The sequence below is a fragment of the Pseudomonas tritici genome (genome assembly GCF_014268275.3).
Lineage (GTDB): Bacteria > Pseudomonadota > Gammaproteobacteria > Pseudomonadales > Pseudomonadaceae > Aquipseudomonas > Aquipseudomonas tritici.
The window spans coordinates 582,181-597,676 of record NZ_CP077084.1; the positions used below are offsets into that span (position 1 = coordinate 582,181).

Sequence of the window (15,496 nt, forward strand, 5' to 3'; positions counted from 1 at the left end):
CAAGCCCGGCTCCCACATTTTGTCCGGTGTCAGTCTTGCGAGCTGGTCAGCACCTGGGATGCCGCCACGTAATCCGCCTGGAACTCTGGCGACTCAATCCACGCCAGTGCTGCTGCTTCATCATCAGTGTCCGTGGCCCACTGCCGATACTCGATCAGCGCCGCCAGGATAAAGTCGGTGGCTTCTTCTTCGCCTTCCTGCTCAAGCACCAGCGCCAGCAACGGGTGGGCCAGGAACACGGCGCAGAGGGCTTGCTGGCTGGTTTCTCCTGCAGCGCGCATTTCTACGAACAGCTCGGTCAAATCCACTGACTCAAGGTCAATGCGGCTGTCATCACCGGCAAACGCATCCGGCTTGGTCGCGACAGCGCGCTGGGTACGGTTTTGCTTGGCCTTGGCCTTTGCCCGTTGGGCACGTTTTTGCTGCTTGTCTGGCGAGGCCATGGGCTTAGCGTCCTAGGGTTCTGAAACTGGGGGGGTATTGAAGCGCAGGTTGGGGGAAATCCCAAGGGGATCCGCAGCTAATTGGCCGTTTTGCAGCCACACCAATGCAATCGGCCACAGCCTCTCCTGATGCTCGCTGCGAAAAAATGCGAAATGTCCGACTGCCTTTTCGCCAATATCTGCAGGCGCGATCCGCAGATGAGTGCGCTCACTGCCGTCGAAGTAACCCAGTAGTCGCTCGATGGCTGCGACGGTCCCGAATGGATCATCGGTGATGCTGATGGCCAGTATCTGCGCCTTCACGCGACTGAATGGCAACTCACCCAAGGTTCGCCCGCTGGGTCGCGTTTCAAACCTGGGCGTTAGCGTGCTCCAGTCCCGCACCACGCCCGCTGGCGTGTCCTCCAGCCAGCCCAAGCGTTTGCCGGGGAAGTACCCGCATAGTGCCGTCGCCAGCGGCATCACTACATGCCATTTGGCAAACATCCGCCAACGCTCATTTGCTGCGTAATCGCGCCAGTACGCAAACTGCGCCCCTACGGTCACGACCCGCCGGATGATCGCGCCCGACGCCCCGAGCCCGGCTGCACAGCCACCGAAGCTGTGGCCGACGACATCAATCGGCTGCCCTGGAAATTCCCGTTGCGCTCGCTGCAGCATCGCCTCGAAATCCAGCACGCCCCAATCCGACCATGAGGCTTTGAAGCCACGCAGTGAGCCGCTGCGGGATTCGCCGATGCCACGGTAGTCGTAGGTGATGACGTCAAGGCCGTTGGTGAACAGGTAGTCGGCGAAGCGGGCGTAGTGGCGGCAGCGTACGGAGGTGGCGGCGTTGATGACGACGACGGGGCGTTCGAGGGCGGTGCGCAGGTGGCGCCAGGTGAAGCCGCCGATGGGGTAGCCGTCAGCGGCGGGCTCACGGAACGCTTCGGGGGCGGGACGGGTTGGCAGGTGCATAGGGCGACTCTTTCCTTGCGCTTTTCTATGAGGGCTTGGTAGCTCACGCGCTTTTTATAAAGAATTGAAACTAACAAATTTCGCTCCCCTGGGCGCGGAGACTGTCACGATGCTCGACGTGATCCGTTTGGGTGCATAGGCTGACGAACTTTCGATCGATCTGAGTCAGGCCATGACCCGCGACACCCTCGAACACAACCAGATCCCGGTCTACTTCGTAGCTGTGCTGCTGGCCGCCGCTTTTGGCCTGCTCGCACCCTCACTTGCCCACGGCCTCAGCGCGCTGGTCACGCCCGCCATTGCGGTGCTGATGTACGCAATGTTCCTCCAAATTCCTTTTTTGGATCTGCGCCAGAGCTTGAGTAACAAGCGTTTCCTGTCGGCACTACTGCTCGCCAACTTCATCCTGGTGCCCCTGCTGGTGTGGGCATTGACCCAGAGTCTGGTCGGGCGTCCGGCATTGCTGGTAGGGGCGTTGCTGGTGTTGCTGACCCCGTGCATCGACTACGTGGTGGTGTTTACCCATATTGGCAAGGGCGATTCGCGGTTGATGCTGGCGGCCACGCCGGTGCTGTTGCTGCTGCAATTGGCGCTGTTACCGATCTATCTGAGTGTGATGCTCGGCGCCCAATCCGAGGTGGTGGTGGAGGCAAGGCCGTTTTTCGAGGCGTTTCTCTTGTTGATCGTGGTGCCGATGATTCTGGCGGTGGTGACGACTTCCCTGGCACGGCGATCGTCGGTCGTCAGTGTTTGGAACAGTGGCTGGGCGTGGTTGCCGGTGCCTGCGATGGCGGTGGTGTTGTTTGTGGTGATCGGCTCGCAAATCACATCGGTGGTACGGGATATCAACCTGTTGCTGCCGGTGATCCCGGTGTATGTCGGTTTTCTGGTGCTGGCGCCGCTGATGGGCGTGTTGGCCTCGCGGTTGTTTGCACTCCCGGCGGCGACGGCCAGGGCGGTGACATTCAGCGCGTCGACACGCAACTCGCTGGTGGTATTGCCTCTGGCGCTGGCCTTGCCCGAGGATGTGCGCGGGTTGGCGGCGACGGCGGTGATCCTGCAAACCCTGATCGAGCTGGTGGGCGAGTTGATTTACGTTCGGTTGATCCCTAAGTGGGTGTGGCCCGCAGGTCGGTAAGCGCGGGAATGTTCAGGTCTGTTCAGGCGTTATTCAGCAGGGCAGTCGGCACCATAAGTCGGCGCCCCTTACCTGACAGGTCAACCGATGGATCACCGCAACCGTTTTCGCCTGGAATCCCTGGGCATTTTCCTGTTTGCCCTGTTGCTGTTCACCTTGGGTATATGGGATCAGCAACCCCAAGGGTTTGACGGACGCTGGGCGCTGTTCCTACAAGAAATGTTTCGCCATGGTGCGAGCCTTTTCCCGACTACCTATGGCCAGCCCTACGCGGATTACCCCGGCACCGCGACCTTTTTCAGCTTCGTGTTCGCACGGCTGTTTGGTGCGCCCAACCATCTGGCGAATGTGCTGCCCACCGCCCTGGCGTCCGCTGGGGTGGTTGCCTTGATCTATCGCTTGCTCGTCCCGGCGAATCGCCAGTGGGCGCTGCTCACCGTGCTGCTGACGTTGCTCACCACCCAACTGCTCGAAAAATCCCGCTCGGTCTGCCTGGACCAGATGGTAGCGTTGCTCTGTGTAGGCAGTTTTTACCTGCTGCACAGTGGTGGGCGCTGGAGGCGGCTGGCGGTGTTTGCGTTGTTCATTCTGGGCTTTGCCATACGCGGGCCACTGGGGTTGATCGAAGTCTGTGGCGTGGTGTGCGTGTATTGGGCGCTGGGCAAGCCTGGCGAGCGCGTGAAGCAAGTGCTCATTCATGGCCTCGTCGGCCTGGTGTTGTTGGCAGCCTGTTGGTGGCTGTTGGTGAAACTGGCGCGCCTCAGCGGTGGAGACGCATTTGCCGATGAAGTGTTCAAGATGCAGGTGGGCGGACGCCTCGATGAAACCGGTGAGCCGTTCTATTTTTACTTCCAGCTGAGCTTGTATCGCTACTTCCCGGTGGTGCCGTTGGCGCTGGCCACCATGATTGCGCTGCGTCATCGCTGGGCCGAGCGGTTCGAGGGCGATATGCAATTGGTGGTGCGGCTCGGTGCCTGCGGCATGATGATCTTGCTCGGGCTGTCGGTGCCGCACTTCAAGCGCGCTTACTACATCCTGCCCATGGTGCCGATGTTTGCGGCTGTCGCGGCCTATGGGCTGCTTCAGTCGCAAGGTTGGCTCGCTGGCGTGCGCCGATGTTACGAAGGGCTTGTCGCGGCGCTACCGGCGTTGTGCGTGGTGGCAGTGTTTGTCTGTCGGCATGGCTGGCAGAAGCATGGTGACTGGCCAGATGTTTCGCTGCCGCTGCTGATCAGCGCGTTGGCGCTGCTACAGGTGGCGACGTTGATCGCCTGGCGGCGGGTGGGGCGGTTGGTGTGGCTCAGCCTGATCGCTTTGTTGGCGCAATGGTTGTTGTTGGTGATGGTGGTAGAACCGGCCAAGGACCTGCAGTTCGATACGCGGCAGTTTGTCGGCCAGGTGGAAGCACTGCGCGTTACGCAGCCGGGGCCTTTGGTGTTTATCAACCTTGGCCGGGATACCTGGGCAGTGCGCTACATGATGAACCTGGATCACGATGAGCGGCCGGTGTTTGTGGGGGCTCATGAGCTTGACCGATTAGGTACTTTGCCACGGCCGGCGTGGGTGATTGTGGCGCGCAAGGAAGTGGCGTTGCTGCAAGGGACATCCCTGGAGGACGTCGCTCCAAGTTTTGAAGGGCGGTTGAACGATAATCCGCTGATGGTGTTTTTGCTGAAGTGAGCGAAGCACCCAATCAAAATCGCCACTGGGTTAAGTCAAATTCCAGGCAACAAAAAACCCGCACTAGGCGGGTTTCTTGTGTGTTTCAGATGACGTTAGCACCACCTGAAACTAATTAGTGGTGCCCAGAGACGGAATCGAACCGCCGACACGGGGATTTTCAATCCCCTGCTCTACCGACTGAGCTATCTGGGCAACGGGGCGCATTAAACGGGTTTTTCAGGGGGTCGTCAAGCAAGTTTTCAAAAAATATTTAATTATTACCGTCGCTTACGTGCCGACCCCGGTTTTTGATCAATTATTGAGCAGGCGGCACGTAGCCGTCGGCCTTGGCGTATTCCTCGCCGGAAAAGAACTTGTCCATCTCGCCCGCCAGGTATTTACGGTCTTCGGCGTTCATCATGTTCAGGCGTTTTTCGTTGATCAGTAGAGTCTGGTGTTTCAGCCAGTCGGCCCAGGCTTTGGCGGAGACGTGCTCGAAAATGTCCTGGCCCTTGGCACCTGGGTACGGAGGGCGTTCGAGGCCTGGCAATTCTTCTTTGTACTTGCGGCACATGATGGTGCGGGTCATGACGAAACTCCTGCATTCAATACGTCGGCCGCGCGCTTCAGCAGTTTTTTCACCGGGGCGGCAAGGCCCAGGCGCGGCGGGGTGGCGAGGTTATACCAGAGCCAGTCGGCCTCGGCCACGTGATGGGCGGATTCCTCGACCTGGACCAGCCAGGGTTCGATAGCCAACTGAAAGTGGCTGAAGGTGTGAATCAGGCTCGGCAGTTCCTGTTGCTTGCCCAGTGCCAGCGCGTGCTGGTTGGCCAGGTGCTCCAGGTCTTGCAGGTCATCCAGCTCCGGCAAGCTCCACAGGCCGCCCCACAGACCCGTCGAGGGGCGACGGTAAAGCAGGATCGCGCCTTCGGCATTTGCCAGCAGCGGCATCAGCGTGCGCTTCTGCGGGATGGTCTTGCGCGGCTTGGGGATCGGGTAGCGCGTCTCCAGGCCGAGCATGTGCGCTTCGCAGCCTTTTTCCAGCGGGCACAACAGGCAGCTGGGTTTGCTGCGGGTGCAGAGGGTGGCGCCCATATCCATCATCGCCTGGGTGTAGGCGTTGACGCGATCATGCGGCGTGAAGCGTTCTGCGGTGGCCCACAGTTGCTTGGCCACCTTGGGTTCGCCCGGGTAGCCCTCCTGCGCGGTGAAACGTGCCAGCACGCGTTTGACGTTGCCGTCGAGGATCGGCGCACGCAGGCCCATGCTCAGGCTGGCGATCGCTCCGGCGGTGGACAAGCCTATGCCGGGCAACTCGGTGAGCTTCTCGACATCCTTGGGAAATTCGCCGCCGTATTCGGCCACGATAATCTTCGCCGTCTTTTGCAGGTTGCGCGCCCGGGTGTAGTACCCCAGCCCGGTCCACAAGTGCAGCACTTCATCTTCCGGCGCAGCCGCCAGGGCCTCGACCGTTGGCAGCGACGCCATGAAGCGGTCGAAATAATTGAGCACGGTGCTCACCTGGGTCTGCTGCAGCATGATCTCCGAGACCCACACCCGATAAGGCGTTATGCCCTGTTGCCAGGGCAGGTCGTGGCGACCGTGGCGGTCGTACCAGTTCAGCACCGCCTCTGAAAATTGCTCGTTTCTCATCGATTGAACAGGCCTTTCAGTGCGTCTTTGAGCTTCGGGTTAACCTTGTCGAGCTTCTCTTCAAGCTTCTCGTTGAGGCGGTTGCCCGCCGCCTTGATCGCGACTTGGCCAAGGCCGTCCTTGTCCAGGCGGCACGCCTTGGCGCCCAGCTCCAGCGGGCCACGGCAGCGCAGCGGCACTTCGATGCCCTGGAAGTTGGAGCCCACCTGGCAGGCCGGGTCCGGCGTTTCGCGCTGGTCACCTTCGACAATGATGCCGACGCGGTAGTCCATGCCCAGGACGCGCAGATCGACATCGCCATTACCGTTGACCGTCAGGCCCGGGATGCGCACTTTCAGGTCCGGGTTGCTGGCGACACCGTTACGGAAGGTCAGGTTGCCCTTCAGTTCCTGGAACGGCGTGTCCTTGCCTTGCGGTGTGCTGCTCAAGGTTTTGCGGTTGAGCAAGGCGATGCCGGTGCACAGTTGCTGTTCAAGGTTGGCGTTGAGCAGCACGCCGTTGTTGATCACGAAACTGGCGGTGCCGTTGAGGCTGTCGATCAGCGCTTTCTGGCTATTGCCGCGGCCAGTGAGGTTGCTGTCGAGGGTGATCTGGCCCTTCACCGGCGGGGTTTGCCCCTGGGCTTGCAGGATGCGTTCGACCGGTACCTGCTTGATCCGGCTTTGCAGCGCGAGCACCGGGATATCCTGGCGCACATCGAGGTTGCCGTTGGCCTGGAAGGTGCCGTTGTAGAGACCGCCGCTCAGGGTGTCGAGCTTGAGTTGGCCATCGATGCCGGACGCTTTGAGCACGGCATTCTGGATCGGCAACTTGCTCAGGGTCAGTTGGCCAAACGCGAGGTCGGCGTCCACATCCAGCGTGCGCAGGCGGGTCAATGGCAACAGTTTGTCGGTGCTCCAGGCGCCTTTGGTCGGCGCTTCGGGCAGCGGTGTGGTGCCGCCGGCAGCCATGGCACCGGCTTCGCTGTTCTGCACTTCGGCCTGGCGGGCAGTGGCTGCGCCCTTGGCGGATTCGGACTTGGCCGGCAGATAGTTGTCGGCATTGAACGTGTCGGCCTTGAGCTGAACGCGCAGGGATTGCTTGGCGAAATCCTCCACGGCGACGCGACCGGTGAAGGTGCTGCCGTCGAGTTTCAGGTTCAGGTCTTCCAGGGCGATGCTGCTTGGCGTGCCCTTGAGGCGGCTGACCAGTTCGACCTTGCTCAGGCTGCCCTCGGCCATTGGCGGCAGCGGGTGGCCGACGCTGTCGAGGAACTTGGCCAGGTCGAATTGGGCGATGGACAGGGCGCCGCTGAGCTGCGGGGTCTTGTCGAGGTCGTTGACCTTCAGCTCGCCCAACGCGCGCAGTTGGTTGGCCGAGAGCTTCATGTTGGTCCATTCGGCGATATTCGCCGCCTGGTCCACCAACAGTTGGCCCTGGGTCGAGAAGGTCACGGTCTTGCCTTGCAGTGGCTCGCCCGTGGCTTCGCCGGTGATCTTCATGTCTTCAAGCTGGTAGCGCTTGAGCGCACGCTGGATGCGCAGGTTGCCGTTGAGTTCGGTCTTGACGCGCATCACCGGCTGATTGCTGCCGAAGAAGGCGGTGAGTTTCACCGGGATGCTGGCGCCTTCATGCACGGCGCCAGCGCTCAATTGGATGCTTTCGGCGCTGAACTGCTTGCCGGTCTGCTCATCGTTGTATTCGATGCGGGCGTTGTTGACCGTCAGGCTGTCGATATCCAGGCGGATGGGTTTTGCCGGCTTGTCCGATTCGGGTTCGGCCGGTTGTTCAACCGAGCCAGGGCTGCCGACGCTCGTCTCTGTCACGTTCTTGCCGATGTCTTCCCAGTTGCCGTGCCCTTCCTTGTTGCGGTTGAGGCGCAGGTTGAGACCTTCGACACGCACGTCACTCATCTGCACTTCGCGGCGCAGCAGCGGCAGCACGCGTACCGACAGGCCGAGCATCTGCAGGTCGGCGAAGGGCTGGGTCGGTGCGGTCAGGGTTGCCACGCTGGCTTCGTGCAGTTCCAGGCCAAGCCAGGGGAACAGGCTCCAGCCGATGTCGCCATTGAGCGTCAGCTCGATGTGGGCCTTGTCGCGGGCAATCTGGCGAATCTCGTCTTTATAGTCGTTGGGATCGAAGAGATGGGTCAGGGCAAAGCCTAGAGCCACAATGATCAGCAACAGCCCGAGAAGTACCAGACCCAGGATTTTGCCGAACGCTTTCATGGGCGAGTCCTTGTATGTCGATTTCAAAATTTAGCCGCAGAGTATAACGCCCGACGGCCTGCGTCAGTGCTCCGATCGTTACATTGTATCCAGCGGTGGGGGAACGGGTTTTTGGCGTCAAATAAACAAATTTCCTGAAAAAGGTGATGTCACTTTGGTTTTTCTGTCATCGACAGGTGCTAATCTCTGCACGTTCGTCCGCCTTCTGCGACCTAAGGTCGCGCCTAAAATGGAGCTTCACTCAACAAAACGGCCACGCTTTGCGTGCAAGGCCGAGGGAGAGAGCGCCTGACGGACACATACTAACAACTGGGGGAAACACCAATGAGCACTAGCACTGCGGCAGGTTCATCTGCTGCAAAGCCAGCGTTCCTGTCCAAGGAACGCATCATCGCCAAGCCCGGCTTCAACCGCTGGCTGGTTCCACCGGCCGCCCTGGCTATTCACCTTTGCATCGGCATGGCCTACGGGTTCTCGGTGTTCTGGCTGCCATTGTCCAAGGCGCTGGGTATCACCAAGCCGGTTGGTTGTGCGCCGGACATGAGCTTCATCGCCCAAGTCTTCTCGTCCCAATGCGACTGGCCCATCTCCATGCTGGGCTGGATCTACACCCTGTTCTTCATCTTCCTGGGCTGCTCGGCAGCCATCTGGGGCGGCTGGCTGGAACATGCCGGGCCACGTAAGGCCGGTGTTGTATCGGCGTTGTGCTGGTGTGGCGGCCTGTTGATCTCGGCGCTGGGTATCTATACCCACCAGATCTGGCTGATGTGGATCGGCTCCGGGGTCATCGGCGGTATCGGCCTGGGCCTGGGCTATATCTCGCCTGTATCGACCCTGATCAAGTGGTTCCCGGACAAGCGTGGCATGGCCACCGGTATGGCGATCATGGGCTTCGGCGGTGGTGCGATGGTTGGCGCCCCGTTGGCAGCCGCATTGATGGGGCACTTCGCAACGCCAGACAGCGTGGGTGTATGGCAGAGCTTCCTGGTGATGGCCGCGATCTATTTCGTGTTCATGATCGGCGGCGCCTTGTCCTACCGCGTTCCGCCAACCGGCTGGAAACCTGAGGGCTGGACCGCACCGGCGAAAAAAGCCAGCAACGCGATGATCACCCACCGCCACGTGCACGTGAACGTGGCGTGGAAAACCCCGCAGTTCCGTCTGGTTTGGCTGGTGCTGTGCCTGAACGTATCCGCCGGTATCGGCATCCTCGGCATGGCGTCGCCACTGCTGCAGGAAGTGTTCGGCGGCAAGCTGCTGGGTGTGGATGTACCGTTTGGTCAGCTGGATGCCGGTCAACTGGCTTCCATCGCAGCCATCGCCGCAGGTTTTACGGGGCTGTTGAGCCTGTTCAACATCGGTGGCCGGTTCTTCTGGGCGTCGTTCTCCGACTACCTGGGGCGTAAAAATACCTACTTCGTGTTCTTCGCCCTGGGCTTTGCCCTGTACGCGTTGATCCCGAACCTGGGGCATTTGGGCAACGTGGCGCTGTTTGTGGCGGCGTTCTGCATCATCCTGTCGATGTACGGCGGTGGTTTTGCGACCGTTCCGGCCTACCTGGCTGACCTGTTCGGCACGCAAATGGTCGGCGCGATCCACGGTCGCCTGCTGACTGCCTGGGCCGCTGCGGGCGTATTGGGCCCGGTGTTGGTGAACTACCTGCGTGAGTATCAGCTGAGCATTGGCGTTGAACGCGCGGCGGCCTACGACATCACCTTGTACATTCTCGCCGGCCTGCTGGTGCTGGGTTTCATCTGCAACCTGCTGGTGCGTCCGGTGGCCGACAAGTACTTCATGACCGACGCCGAATTGGCCGCCGAACAGGCGCTGGGCCATGACAAAGGCGCGGATGCGACCACTTCCCTGGAGTGGAAAGCGGCTTCCGGCACTGTGCCATTGGCGATTGCCGCCTGGCTGGTGGTGGGTATTCCGTTGGCGTGGGGTGTGTGGGTGACCCTGCAGAAGACGGCGGTACTGTTCCGCTAGCACCAAACCTGTAGTGAGCGGGCTTGCCCCGCGCTGGGTGGCGCAGCCGCCCCCAAAACCGGACACCGCGTTTTAACTGGAGAATTCGGTGTCTGGGTTGGGGCGGCTGCGCCACCCAGCGCGGGGCAAGCCCGCTCACTACACGACTGGCTCTCACATGTATGCACATGTCTATCCCCGACATCTCTCGCTTCAACTCGTCAGTCTTATCCCCTTCGATGTTTCTGTTTAGCGCCCGCGCCCCTATAATGGCTGCCTTTTTCGCCCAATGATTTTGCGGAGCTGGTGATGGCCGAACGTAAGGCGTCCGTCGAGCGCGACACTCTGGAAACCCAGATCAAAGCCTCGATCAACCTGGATGGCACCGGAAAGGCCCGATTTGATATCGGTGTCCCTTTTCTTGAGCACATGCTGGACCAGATCGCCCGTCACGGGCTGATCGACCTGGATATCGTCAGCAAGGGCGACCTGCATATCGACGACCACCACACGGTGGAAGACGTTGGCATCACCCTCGGCCAGGCGTTCGCCAAGGCTATCGGCGACAAAAAAGGCATCCGTCGCTACGGTCACGCCTATGTCCCGCTGGACGAAGCGCTGTCGCGCGTAGTCATCGACTTCTCCGGCCGCCCAGGCCTGCAGATGCACGTGCCCTACACCCGCGCCACCGTGGGCGGCTTTGACGTCGACCTGTTCCAGGAATTTTTCCAGGGTTTCGTCAACCACGCACTTGTCAGCCTGCACATCGACAACCTGCGCGGCACCAACACCCACCACCAGATCGAAACCGTGTTCAAGGCTTTCGGCCGCGCGCTGCGCATGGCCGTCGAGCTGGATGACCGCATGGCCGGGCAAATGCCGTCGACCAAGGGCGTCCTGTAATGCAGACGGTCGCGGTTATCGATTACGGCATGGGTAACCTGCACTCGGTGGCCAAGGCCCTCGAGCACGTCGGTGCCGGCAAGGTGCTGATCACCAGCGATGCCAACGTGATTCGCGAGGCCGACCGCGTGGTGTTCCCTGGTGTTGGCGCGATTCGCGATTGCATGGCCGAGATCCGCCGCCTGGGCTTTGACAGCCTGGTGCGCGAAGTCAGCCAGGACCGTCCGTTCCTCGGCATCTGCGTGGGCATGCAAGCCTTGCTCGACAGCAGTGAAGAGAACGACGGCGTCGACTGCATCGGTTTGTTCCCGGGCCAGGTGAAGTTCTTTGGCAAAGACCTGCATGAAGACGGCGAACACCTGAAAGTCCCGCACATGGGCTGGAACGAGGTCCGCCAGACCGTGGATCACCCGCTGTGGCACGAAGTGCCGGACATGGCGCGCTTCTACTTCGTGCACAGCTACTACATCGCCGCCGGTCAACCGGCCCAGGTGGTGGGTGGCGGACACTACGGCGTCGACTTCGCCGCAGCGCTGGCCGAAGGTTCGCGCTTTGCCGTGCAGTTCCACCCGGAGAAGAGCCATACCCACGGCCTGCAATTGCTGCAGAACTTCGCCGCCTGGGATGGTCGCTGGTAATGGCCAGGAAGCCGAAGCAGCCGATCTTGAACCTCACCCCCGAGCAGGAGAGTGAGGCTACCCTCAAGATCAAGCGCTTCATGGAAGACCGCTTCGAGCTCAAGCTGGGCTCGTTCGAGGTCGCCGAGATTCTTGAGCTGTTCACCACCGAAGTGGCTCCGCATTATTACAACAGAGCGATTTTCGATACGCAGACGCTCCTTAAAGAAAGGTTCGAAAGCATCGAAAGCGACCTGTGGTCGCTTGAGAAACCCTGATTTCCCAAGCATTGCTGAATATCGAATAAGGTTTGCCAGATGCTGATTATCCCCGCTATCGATCTCAAGGACGGCGCCTGCGTCCGTCTGCGCCAAGGCCGCATGGAAGACTCCACCGTGTTCTCCGATGACCCGGTGAGCATGGCTGCCAAATGGGTGGAAGGGGGCTGCCGTCGTCTGCATCTGGTGGACCTGAACGGCGCCTTCGAAGGCCAACCGGTCAACGGCGAGGTGGTCACTGCGATCGCCAAACGCTACCCGAACCTGCCGATTCAGATCGGCGGCGGTATCCGCTCCCTGGAAACCATCGAGCACTACGTCAAGGCTGGCGTGAGCTACGTGATCATTGGCACCAAGGCCGTGAAAGACCCAGCCTTCGTCGCCGAAGCCTGCCGCGCATTCCCAGGCAAAGTCATCGTGGGCCTGGACGCCAAGGATGGTTTCGTCGCCACCGACGGCTGGGCTGAAATCAGCACCATCCAAGTGATTGACCTGGCCAAGCAGTTCGAAGCCGACGGCGTGTCCGCCATCGTTTATACCGACATCGCCAAAGACGGCATGATGCAGGGCTGCAACGTGCCGTTCACCGCTGCGCTGGCCGCTGCGACAAAGATTCCGGTGATCGCCTCCGGCGGCATTCACAACCTGGGCGACATCAAGTCGCTGCTGGACGCCAAGGCCCCCGGCATCATCGGCGCCATCACCGGCCGCGCGATCTACGAAGGTACCCTGGACGTCGCCGAAGCCCAGGCTTACTGCGACGCCTACAACGGCTGAGGACTGACCATGGCGCTGGCCAAACGCATCATCCCTTGCCTGGACGTCGACAACGGTCGCGTGGTCAAGGGCGTCAAGTTCGAGAACATCCGTGATGCCGGCGACCCGGTGGAAATCGCGCGTCGCTACGATGAGCAAGGTGCCGACGAGATTACCTTTCTCGACATCACTGCCAGCGTCGACGGCCGCGACACCACATTGCATACCGTCGAACGCATGGCCAGCCAGGTATTCATCCCGCTGACCGTGGGCGGTGGTGTGCGCACCGTGCAGGACATCCGCAACTTGCTCAATGCCGGCGCGGACAAGGTGTCGATCAACACGGCAGCGGTGTTCAACCCGGAGTTCGTCGGCGAAGCAGCGCAGCACTTCGGCTCGCAATGCATCGTCGTTGCCATCGACGCCAAAAAAGTCTCCGGCCCGGGCGAAACCCCGCGCTGGGAGATCTTCACCCACGGCGGTCGCAAGCCGACCGGCCTGGACGCGGTGGAGTGGGCAATGAAGATGGAAGCCCTCGGCGCCGGTGAAATCCTGCTGACCAGCATGGACCAGGACGGCATGAAAAACGGCTTCGACCTGGGCGTGACCCGCGCCATCAGCGATGCGCTGGGCATTCCAGTGATCGCTTCCGGCGGCGTCGGCAACCTGCAGCATTTAGCCGATGGTGTGATCGAAGGCCACGCCAGCGCGGTGCTGGCGGCGAGTATTTTCCACTTTGGCGAGTACACCGTTCCCGAGGCCAAGGCCTACATGGCGGCGCGCGGTATCGTCGTTCGCTAAACGCTGCTGGACACCATGGCAAGTGCGCGGCACTCTCTGCGCTTGCCATGGATTCCGGTAGCCTTCATGTTCAAGACCCTGCTGCTCGCCCTCGCCAGTACTTCCCTCCTGCTGGCAGGTTCGGCCAACGCCGAAGAACCGTCTGACGCCTCCCTGGTGTTGCTGACGGAAAACTTCCCGCCCTACAACATGGCGAAAAACGGCAAGAACTTCGCCAAGGACGAGAACATCGAAGGCATCGCCGTGGACATCGTGCGCGAGACCTTCAAGCGTGCCGGCATTTCCTACAACCTCACCCTGCGTTTTCCTTGGGAGCGCATCTACAAGCTCGCCCTGGAAAAACCTGGCTATGGCGTATTCGTGATGGCCCGTTTGCCGGATCGCGAGGCGTTATTCAAATGGGTCGGCCCTATCGGTCCGGACGATTGGGTGCTACTGGCCAAGGCCGACAGCAAGATCCAACTGACCGACCTTGAGCACGCGCGCCGCTACAAGATCGGCGCCTACAAGGGCGACGCCATTGCTGAAACGCTGGAAAAGCAGGGCCTTAACCCGGTCGTTGCACTGCGTGACCAAGACAATGCGCAAAAGCTGGTGGAAGGCCAGATTGATCTGTGGGCGACCGGTGACCCGGCGGGTCGTTACCTAGCCCGCCAGGTCGGGGTGACCCAGCTTAAAACCGTCTTGCGCTTCAACAGTGCCCAGCTTTACCTGGCGTTGAATAAAGACGTGCCGGATGAAGTGGTGAGCAAGCTGCAGGCGGCGCTTGATCAGTTACGGGATGAGGGCGTTATCGATCAAATCATGGCCCGTTACCTCTAGGTTCGGCTCTGCTTGAGGGGCTTCTGATGCTGGAGGCGCTTCATCCGGCAATGGCGCGGCCTCGGAAGACTCGCTCATATAAATGTGATCACCATTGGTGTAGCTGACGGTACCTGAAACCTGGCTGCCGTCCTGACGCAGCAGGCAATACTCACTGCGCACAAGGTAAGCCGCGACGGCTTTGTTTGGCGGGACGTAAGTGATGATTTCCAGCGGCGAGGCGTGGCTCCAGCCTTTCGCCGAGCGTTGGGTGTGCGTGAAGTCTCGGTCCAGATGCGCCGAAAAATTCAACTCAAAGGCATGTGGGTACACGGGCCACTCGTTGCTCAGGTCGATGCTGGTGTTGGCTGCCAGGGCCTTGGCATTTCCTCCCAGTTCGCCCTTGGTGGCCGTCCACATGAACGGCTGACTGGTCGCCTCGGTGTTGTGCCCGAAGCCGGCGATAAGGTGGCGGTCCGTGCGCTCCAGGCGATAGGTGGGCGACGACTGAGACTGTTCGACTGCAGTCAGCTCCGGGTCTTTTACACAGAACCACGGCAGCTCGCACACCTGAAGCGTTGAGGTGGTGTCATCCGCAGCAGGGCTTTCATGCCCGATGAGGGCGGGAGGTGCCGGCAGGTCGCTGAGTTGCGCGGTCAGCGCCAGCCGCAGCGCGTAGGTCTCTACGCTTGGCCTGGCATAACTGTCACTGCCAAGGAAGGTGCCAGGTGCCAGGTAGGCTTCGCCGGGAGATGCACCGGGAGGGATGACCGACCAGGCGCTGAAATCGTTGGCGGAGCCGCTGCCTTTATCATTCCAGATCAGTTCGCCCGCTTGAGCTGTTACGACCAGGTCTGCTCGTACGCAGCGTACGGCATGGCGCGAAGGTTTGTCGTAGCCGACACCGCACACCAGTCCCATCGTGACGTAACCCTCCGGGGGCAGCGGGCGCCAGATTGAAAAATTGGCGTGAGCGCCAGTCCCTTCATCGTGCCACACCAATTGATAGTCAACGGGCGCACGCAGGGCCGTGCCGTCGACCTTATTCGCGTCGCTCACGACGGCGACGATCTTGCTGTGGTTGATATTGCGATAGTGACCCACCGCAATATCACCCAGGGCGTAAAACGGGTTCAGCGCGTCGGATGTCATGCTGGGCCGCCAGAGGCCGACGGCTTCGTGCGCGCTGGACCCCTTGTCGTTCCACAGGGGCAGGAATTCGCTGGTAAAGCTGATGAGCAGGTCGTTGAATTGCAGAGGCTTCATGATGGGCTCTCCAGTTGATGGGAGCATCAACTATCGAGCAGTCAGCGCA

Annotated in this window: 15 protein-coding genes and 1 tRNA gene; 9 read left to right on the forward strand and 7 right to left on the reverse strand. The window is 60.8% G+C overall.

The features are described 5' to 3' along the window. Nucleotides 1-29 precede the first annotated feature (29 nt). Together HU722_RS02500 and HU722_RS02505 are read right to left on the reverse strand one after the other, a co-directional pair. Nucleotides 30-443 carry a hypothetical protein gene (locus HU722_RS02500; protein WP_065875788.1) on the reverse strand — a complete coding sequence of 138 codons (414 nt, stop codon included), beginning with the start codon at nucleotides 441-443 and terminating at the stop codon, nucleotides 30-32. Between the two features lie 12 nt (nucleotides 444-455). Continuing rightward, nucleotides 456-1,400 carry an alpha/beta hydrolase family protein gene (locus HU722_RS02505; RefSeq protein WP_065890259.1) on the reverse strand — a complete coding sequence of 315 codons (945 nt, stop codon included), beginning with the start codon at nucleotides 1,398-1,400 and terminating at the stop codon, nucleotides 456-458. 172 nt (nucleotides 1,401-1,572) lie between these two features. Between HU722_RS02505 and HU722_RS02510 the strand changes: the two genes are divergently transcribed. After that, a complete protein-coding gene (locus HU722_RS02510; protein WP_065890261.1) occupies nucleotides 1,573-2,538 on the forward strand; it encodes an arsenic resistance protein in 966 nt (321 codons plus the stop codon). Nucleotides 2,539-2,625: 87 nt separating this feature from the next. After that, on the forward strand, nucleotides 2,626-4,218 hold the full coding sequence (locus HU722_RS02515) for an ArnT family glycosyltransferase (protein ID WP_186754393.1): 1,593 nt from the start codon (nucleotides 2,626-2,628) through the stop codon (nucleotides 4,216-4,218). Between the two features lie 119 nt (nucleotides 4,219-4,337). Here the strand turns inward: HU722_RS02515 and HU722_RS02520 are convergent. The 4 genes from HU722_RS02520 to HU722_RS02535 form a co-directional block, all read right to left on the reverse strand. Continuing rightward, nucleotides 4,338-4,413, reverse strand: a tRNA-Phe gene (locus HU722_RS02520). A 103-nt stretch (nucleotides 4,414-4,516) separates the two neighbouring features. Further along, on the reverse strand, nucleotides 4,517-4,789 hold the full coding sequence (locus HU722_RS02525) for an oxidative damage protection protein (protein WP_065875784.1): 273 nt from the start codon (nucleotides 4,787-4,789) through the stop codon (nucleotides 4,517-4,519). Continuing rightward, a complete protein-coding gene (gene mutY / locus HU722_RS02530) occupies nucleotides 4,786-5,853 on the reverse strand; it encodes an A/G-specific adenine glycosylase (RefSeq protein WP_065890265.1) in 1,068 nt (355 codons plus the stop codon). Before mutY ends, HU722_RS02525 begins: the two co-directional genes overlap by 4 nt. Then, nucleotides 5,850-8,060 carry an AsmA family protein gene (locus HU722_RS02535; protein ID WP_186754392.1) on the reverse strand — a complete coding sequence of 737 codons (2,211 nt, stop codon included), beginning with the start codon at nucleotides 8,058-8,060 and terminating at the stop codon, nucleotides 5,850-5,852. The genes mutY and HU722_RS02535 overlap by 4 nt, the downstream gene beginning before the upstream one ends. A 324-nt stretch (nucleotides 8,061-8,384) precedes the next feature. Here HU722_RS02535 and HU722_RS02540 point away from each other — a divergent pair, with 324 nt between their 5' ends. The 7 genes from HU722_RS02540 to HU722_RS02570 all read left to right on the forward strand — a co-directional run bounded on the left by HU722_RS02540 (nucleotide 8,385) and on the right by HU722_RS02570 (nucleotide 14,202). Beyond that, nucleotides 8,385-10,046: an OFA family MFS transporter gene (locus HU722_RS02540; protein ID WP_065890270.1), complete on the forward strand. Its 1,662-nt coding sequence runs from the start codon at nucleotides 8,385-8,387 to the stop codon at nucleotides 10,044-10,046. A gap of 288 nt (nucleotides 10,047-10,334) precedes the next feature. Continuing rightward, a complete protein-coding gene (gene hisB, locus HU722_RS02545; RefSeq protein ID WP_003218037.1) occupies nucleotides 10,335-10,928 on the forward strand; it encodes an imidazoleglycerol-phosphate dehydratase HisB in 594 nt (197 codons plus the stop codon). Further along, entirely contained in the window at nucleotides 10,928-11,566 is a 639-nt protein-coding gene (gene hisH / locus HU722_RS02550; protein WP_065879795.1) for an imidazole glycerol phosphate synthase subunit HisH, read from the forward strand. Before hisB ends, hisH begins: the two co-directional genes overlap by 1 nt. Next, on the forward strand, nucleotides 11,566-11,823 hold the full coding sequence (locus HU722_RS02555; protein WP_010213888.1) for a DUF2164 domain-containing protein: 258 nt from the start codon (nucleotides 11,566-11,568) through the stop codon (nucleotides 11,821-11,823). Before hisH ends, HU722_RS02555 begins: the two co-directional genes overlap by 1 nt. 39 nt (nucleotides 11,824-11,862) lie before the next feature. Beyond that, nucleotides 11,863-12,600: a 1-(5-phosphoribosyl)-5-[(5-phosphoribosylamino)methylideneamino]imidazole-4-carboxamide isomerase gene (gene hisA, locus HU722_RS02560; protein WP_029295899.1), complete on the forward strand. Its 738-nt coding sequence runs from the start codon at nucleotides 11,863-11,865 to the stop codon at nucleotides 12,598-12,600. A 9-nt stretch (nucleotides 12,601-12,609) separates the two neighbouring features. After that, entirely contained in the window at nucleotides 12,610-13,380 is a 771-nt protein-coding gene (hisF, locus tag HU722_RS02565; protein WP_017138643.1) for an imidazole glycerol phosphate synthase subunit HisF, read from the forward strand. Nucleotides 13,381-13,446: 66 nt separating this feature from the next. Next, nucleotides 13,447-14,202: a substrate-binding periplasmic protein gene (locus HU722_RS02570; RefSeq protein WP_065875779.1), complete on the forward strand. Its 756-nt coding sequence runs from the start codon at nucleotides 13,447-13,449 to the stop codon at nucleotides 14,200-14,202. Here the strand turns inward: HU722_RS02570 and HU722_RS02575 are convergent. Beyond that, a complete protein-coding gene (locus tag HU722_RS02575) occupies nucleotides 14,155-15,447 on the reverse strand; it encodes a Vps62-related protein (protein WP_065875778.1) in 1,293 nt (430 codons plus the stop codon). The genes HU722_RS02570 and HU722_RS02575 overlap by 48 nt on opposite strands. Between the last annotated feature and the right edge of the window lie 49 nt (nucleotides 15,448-15,496).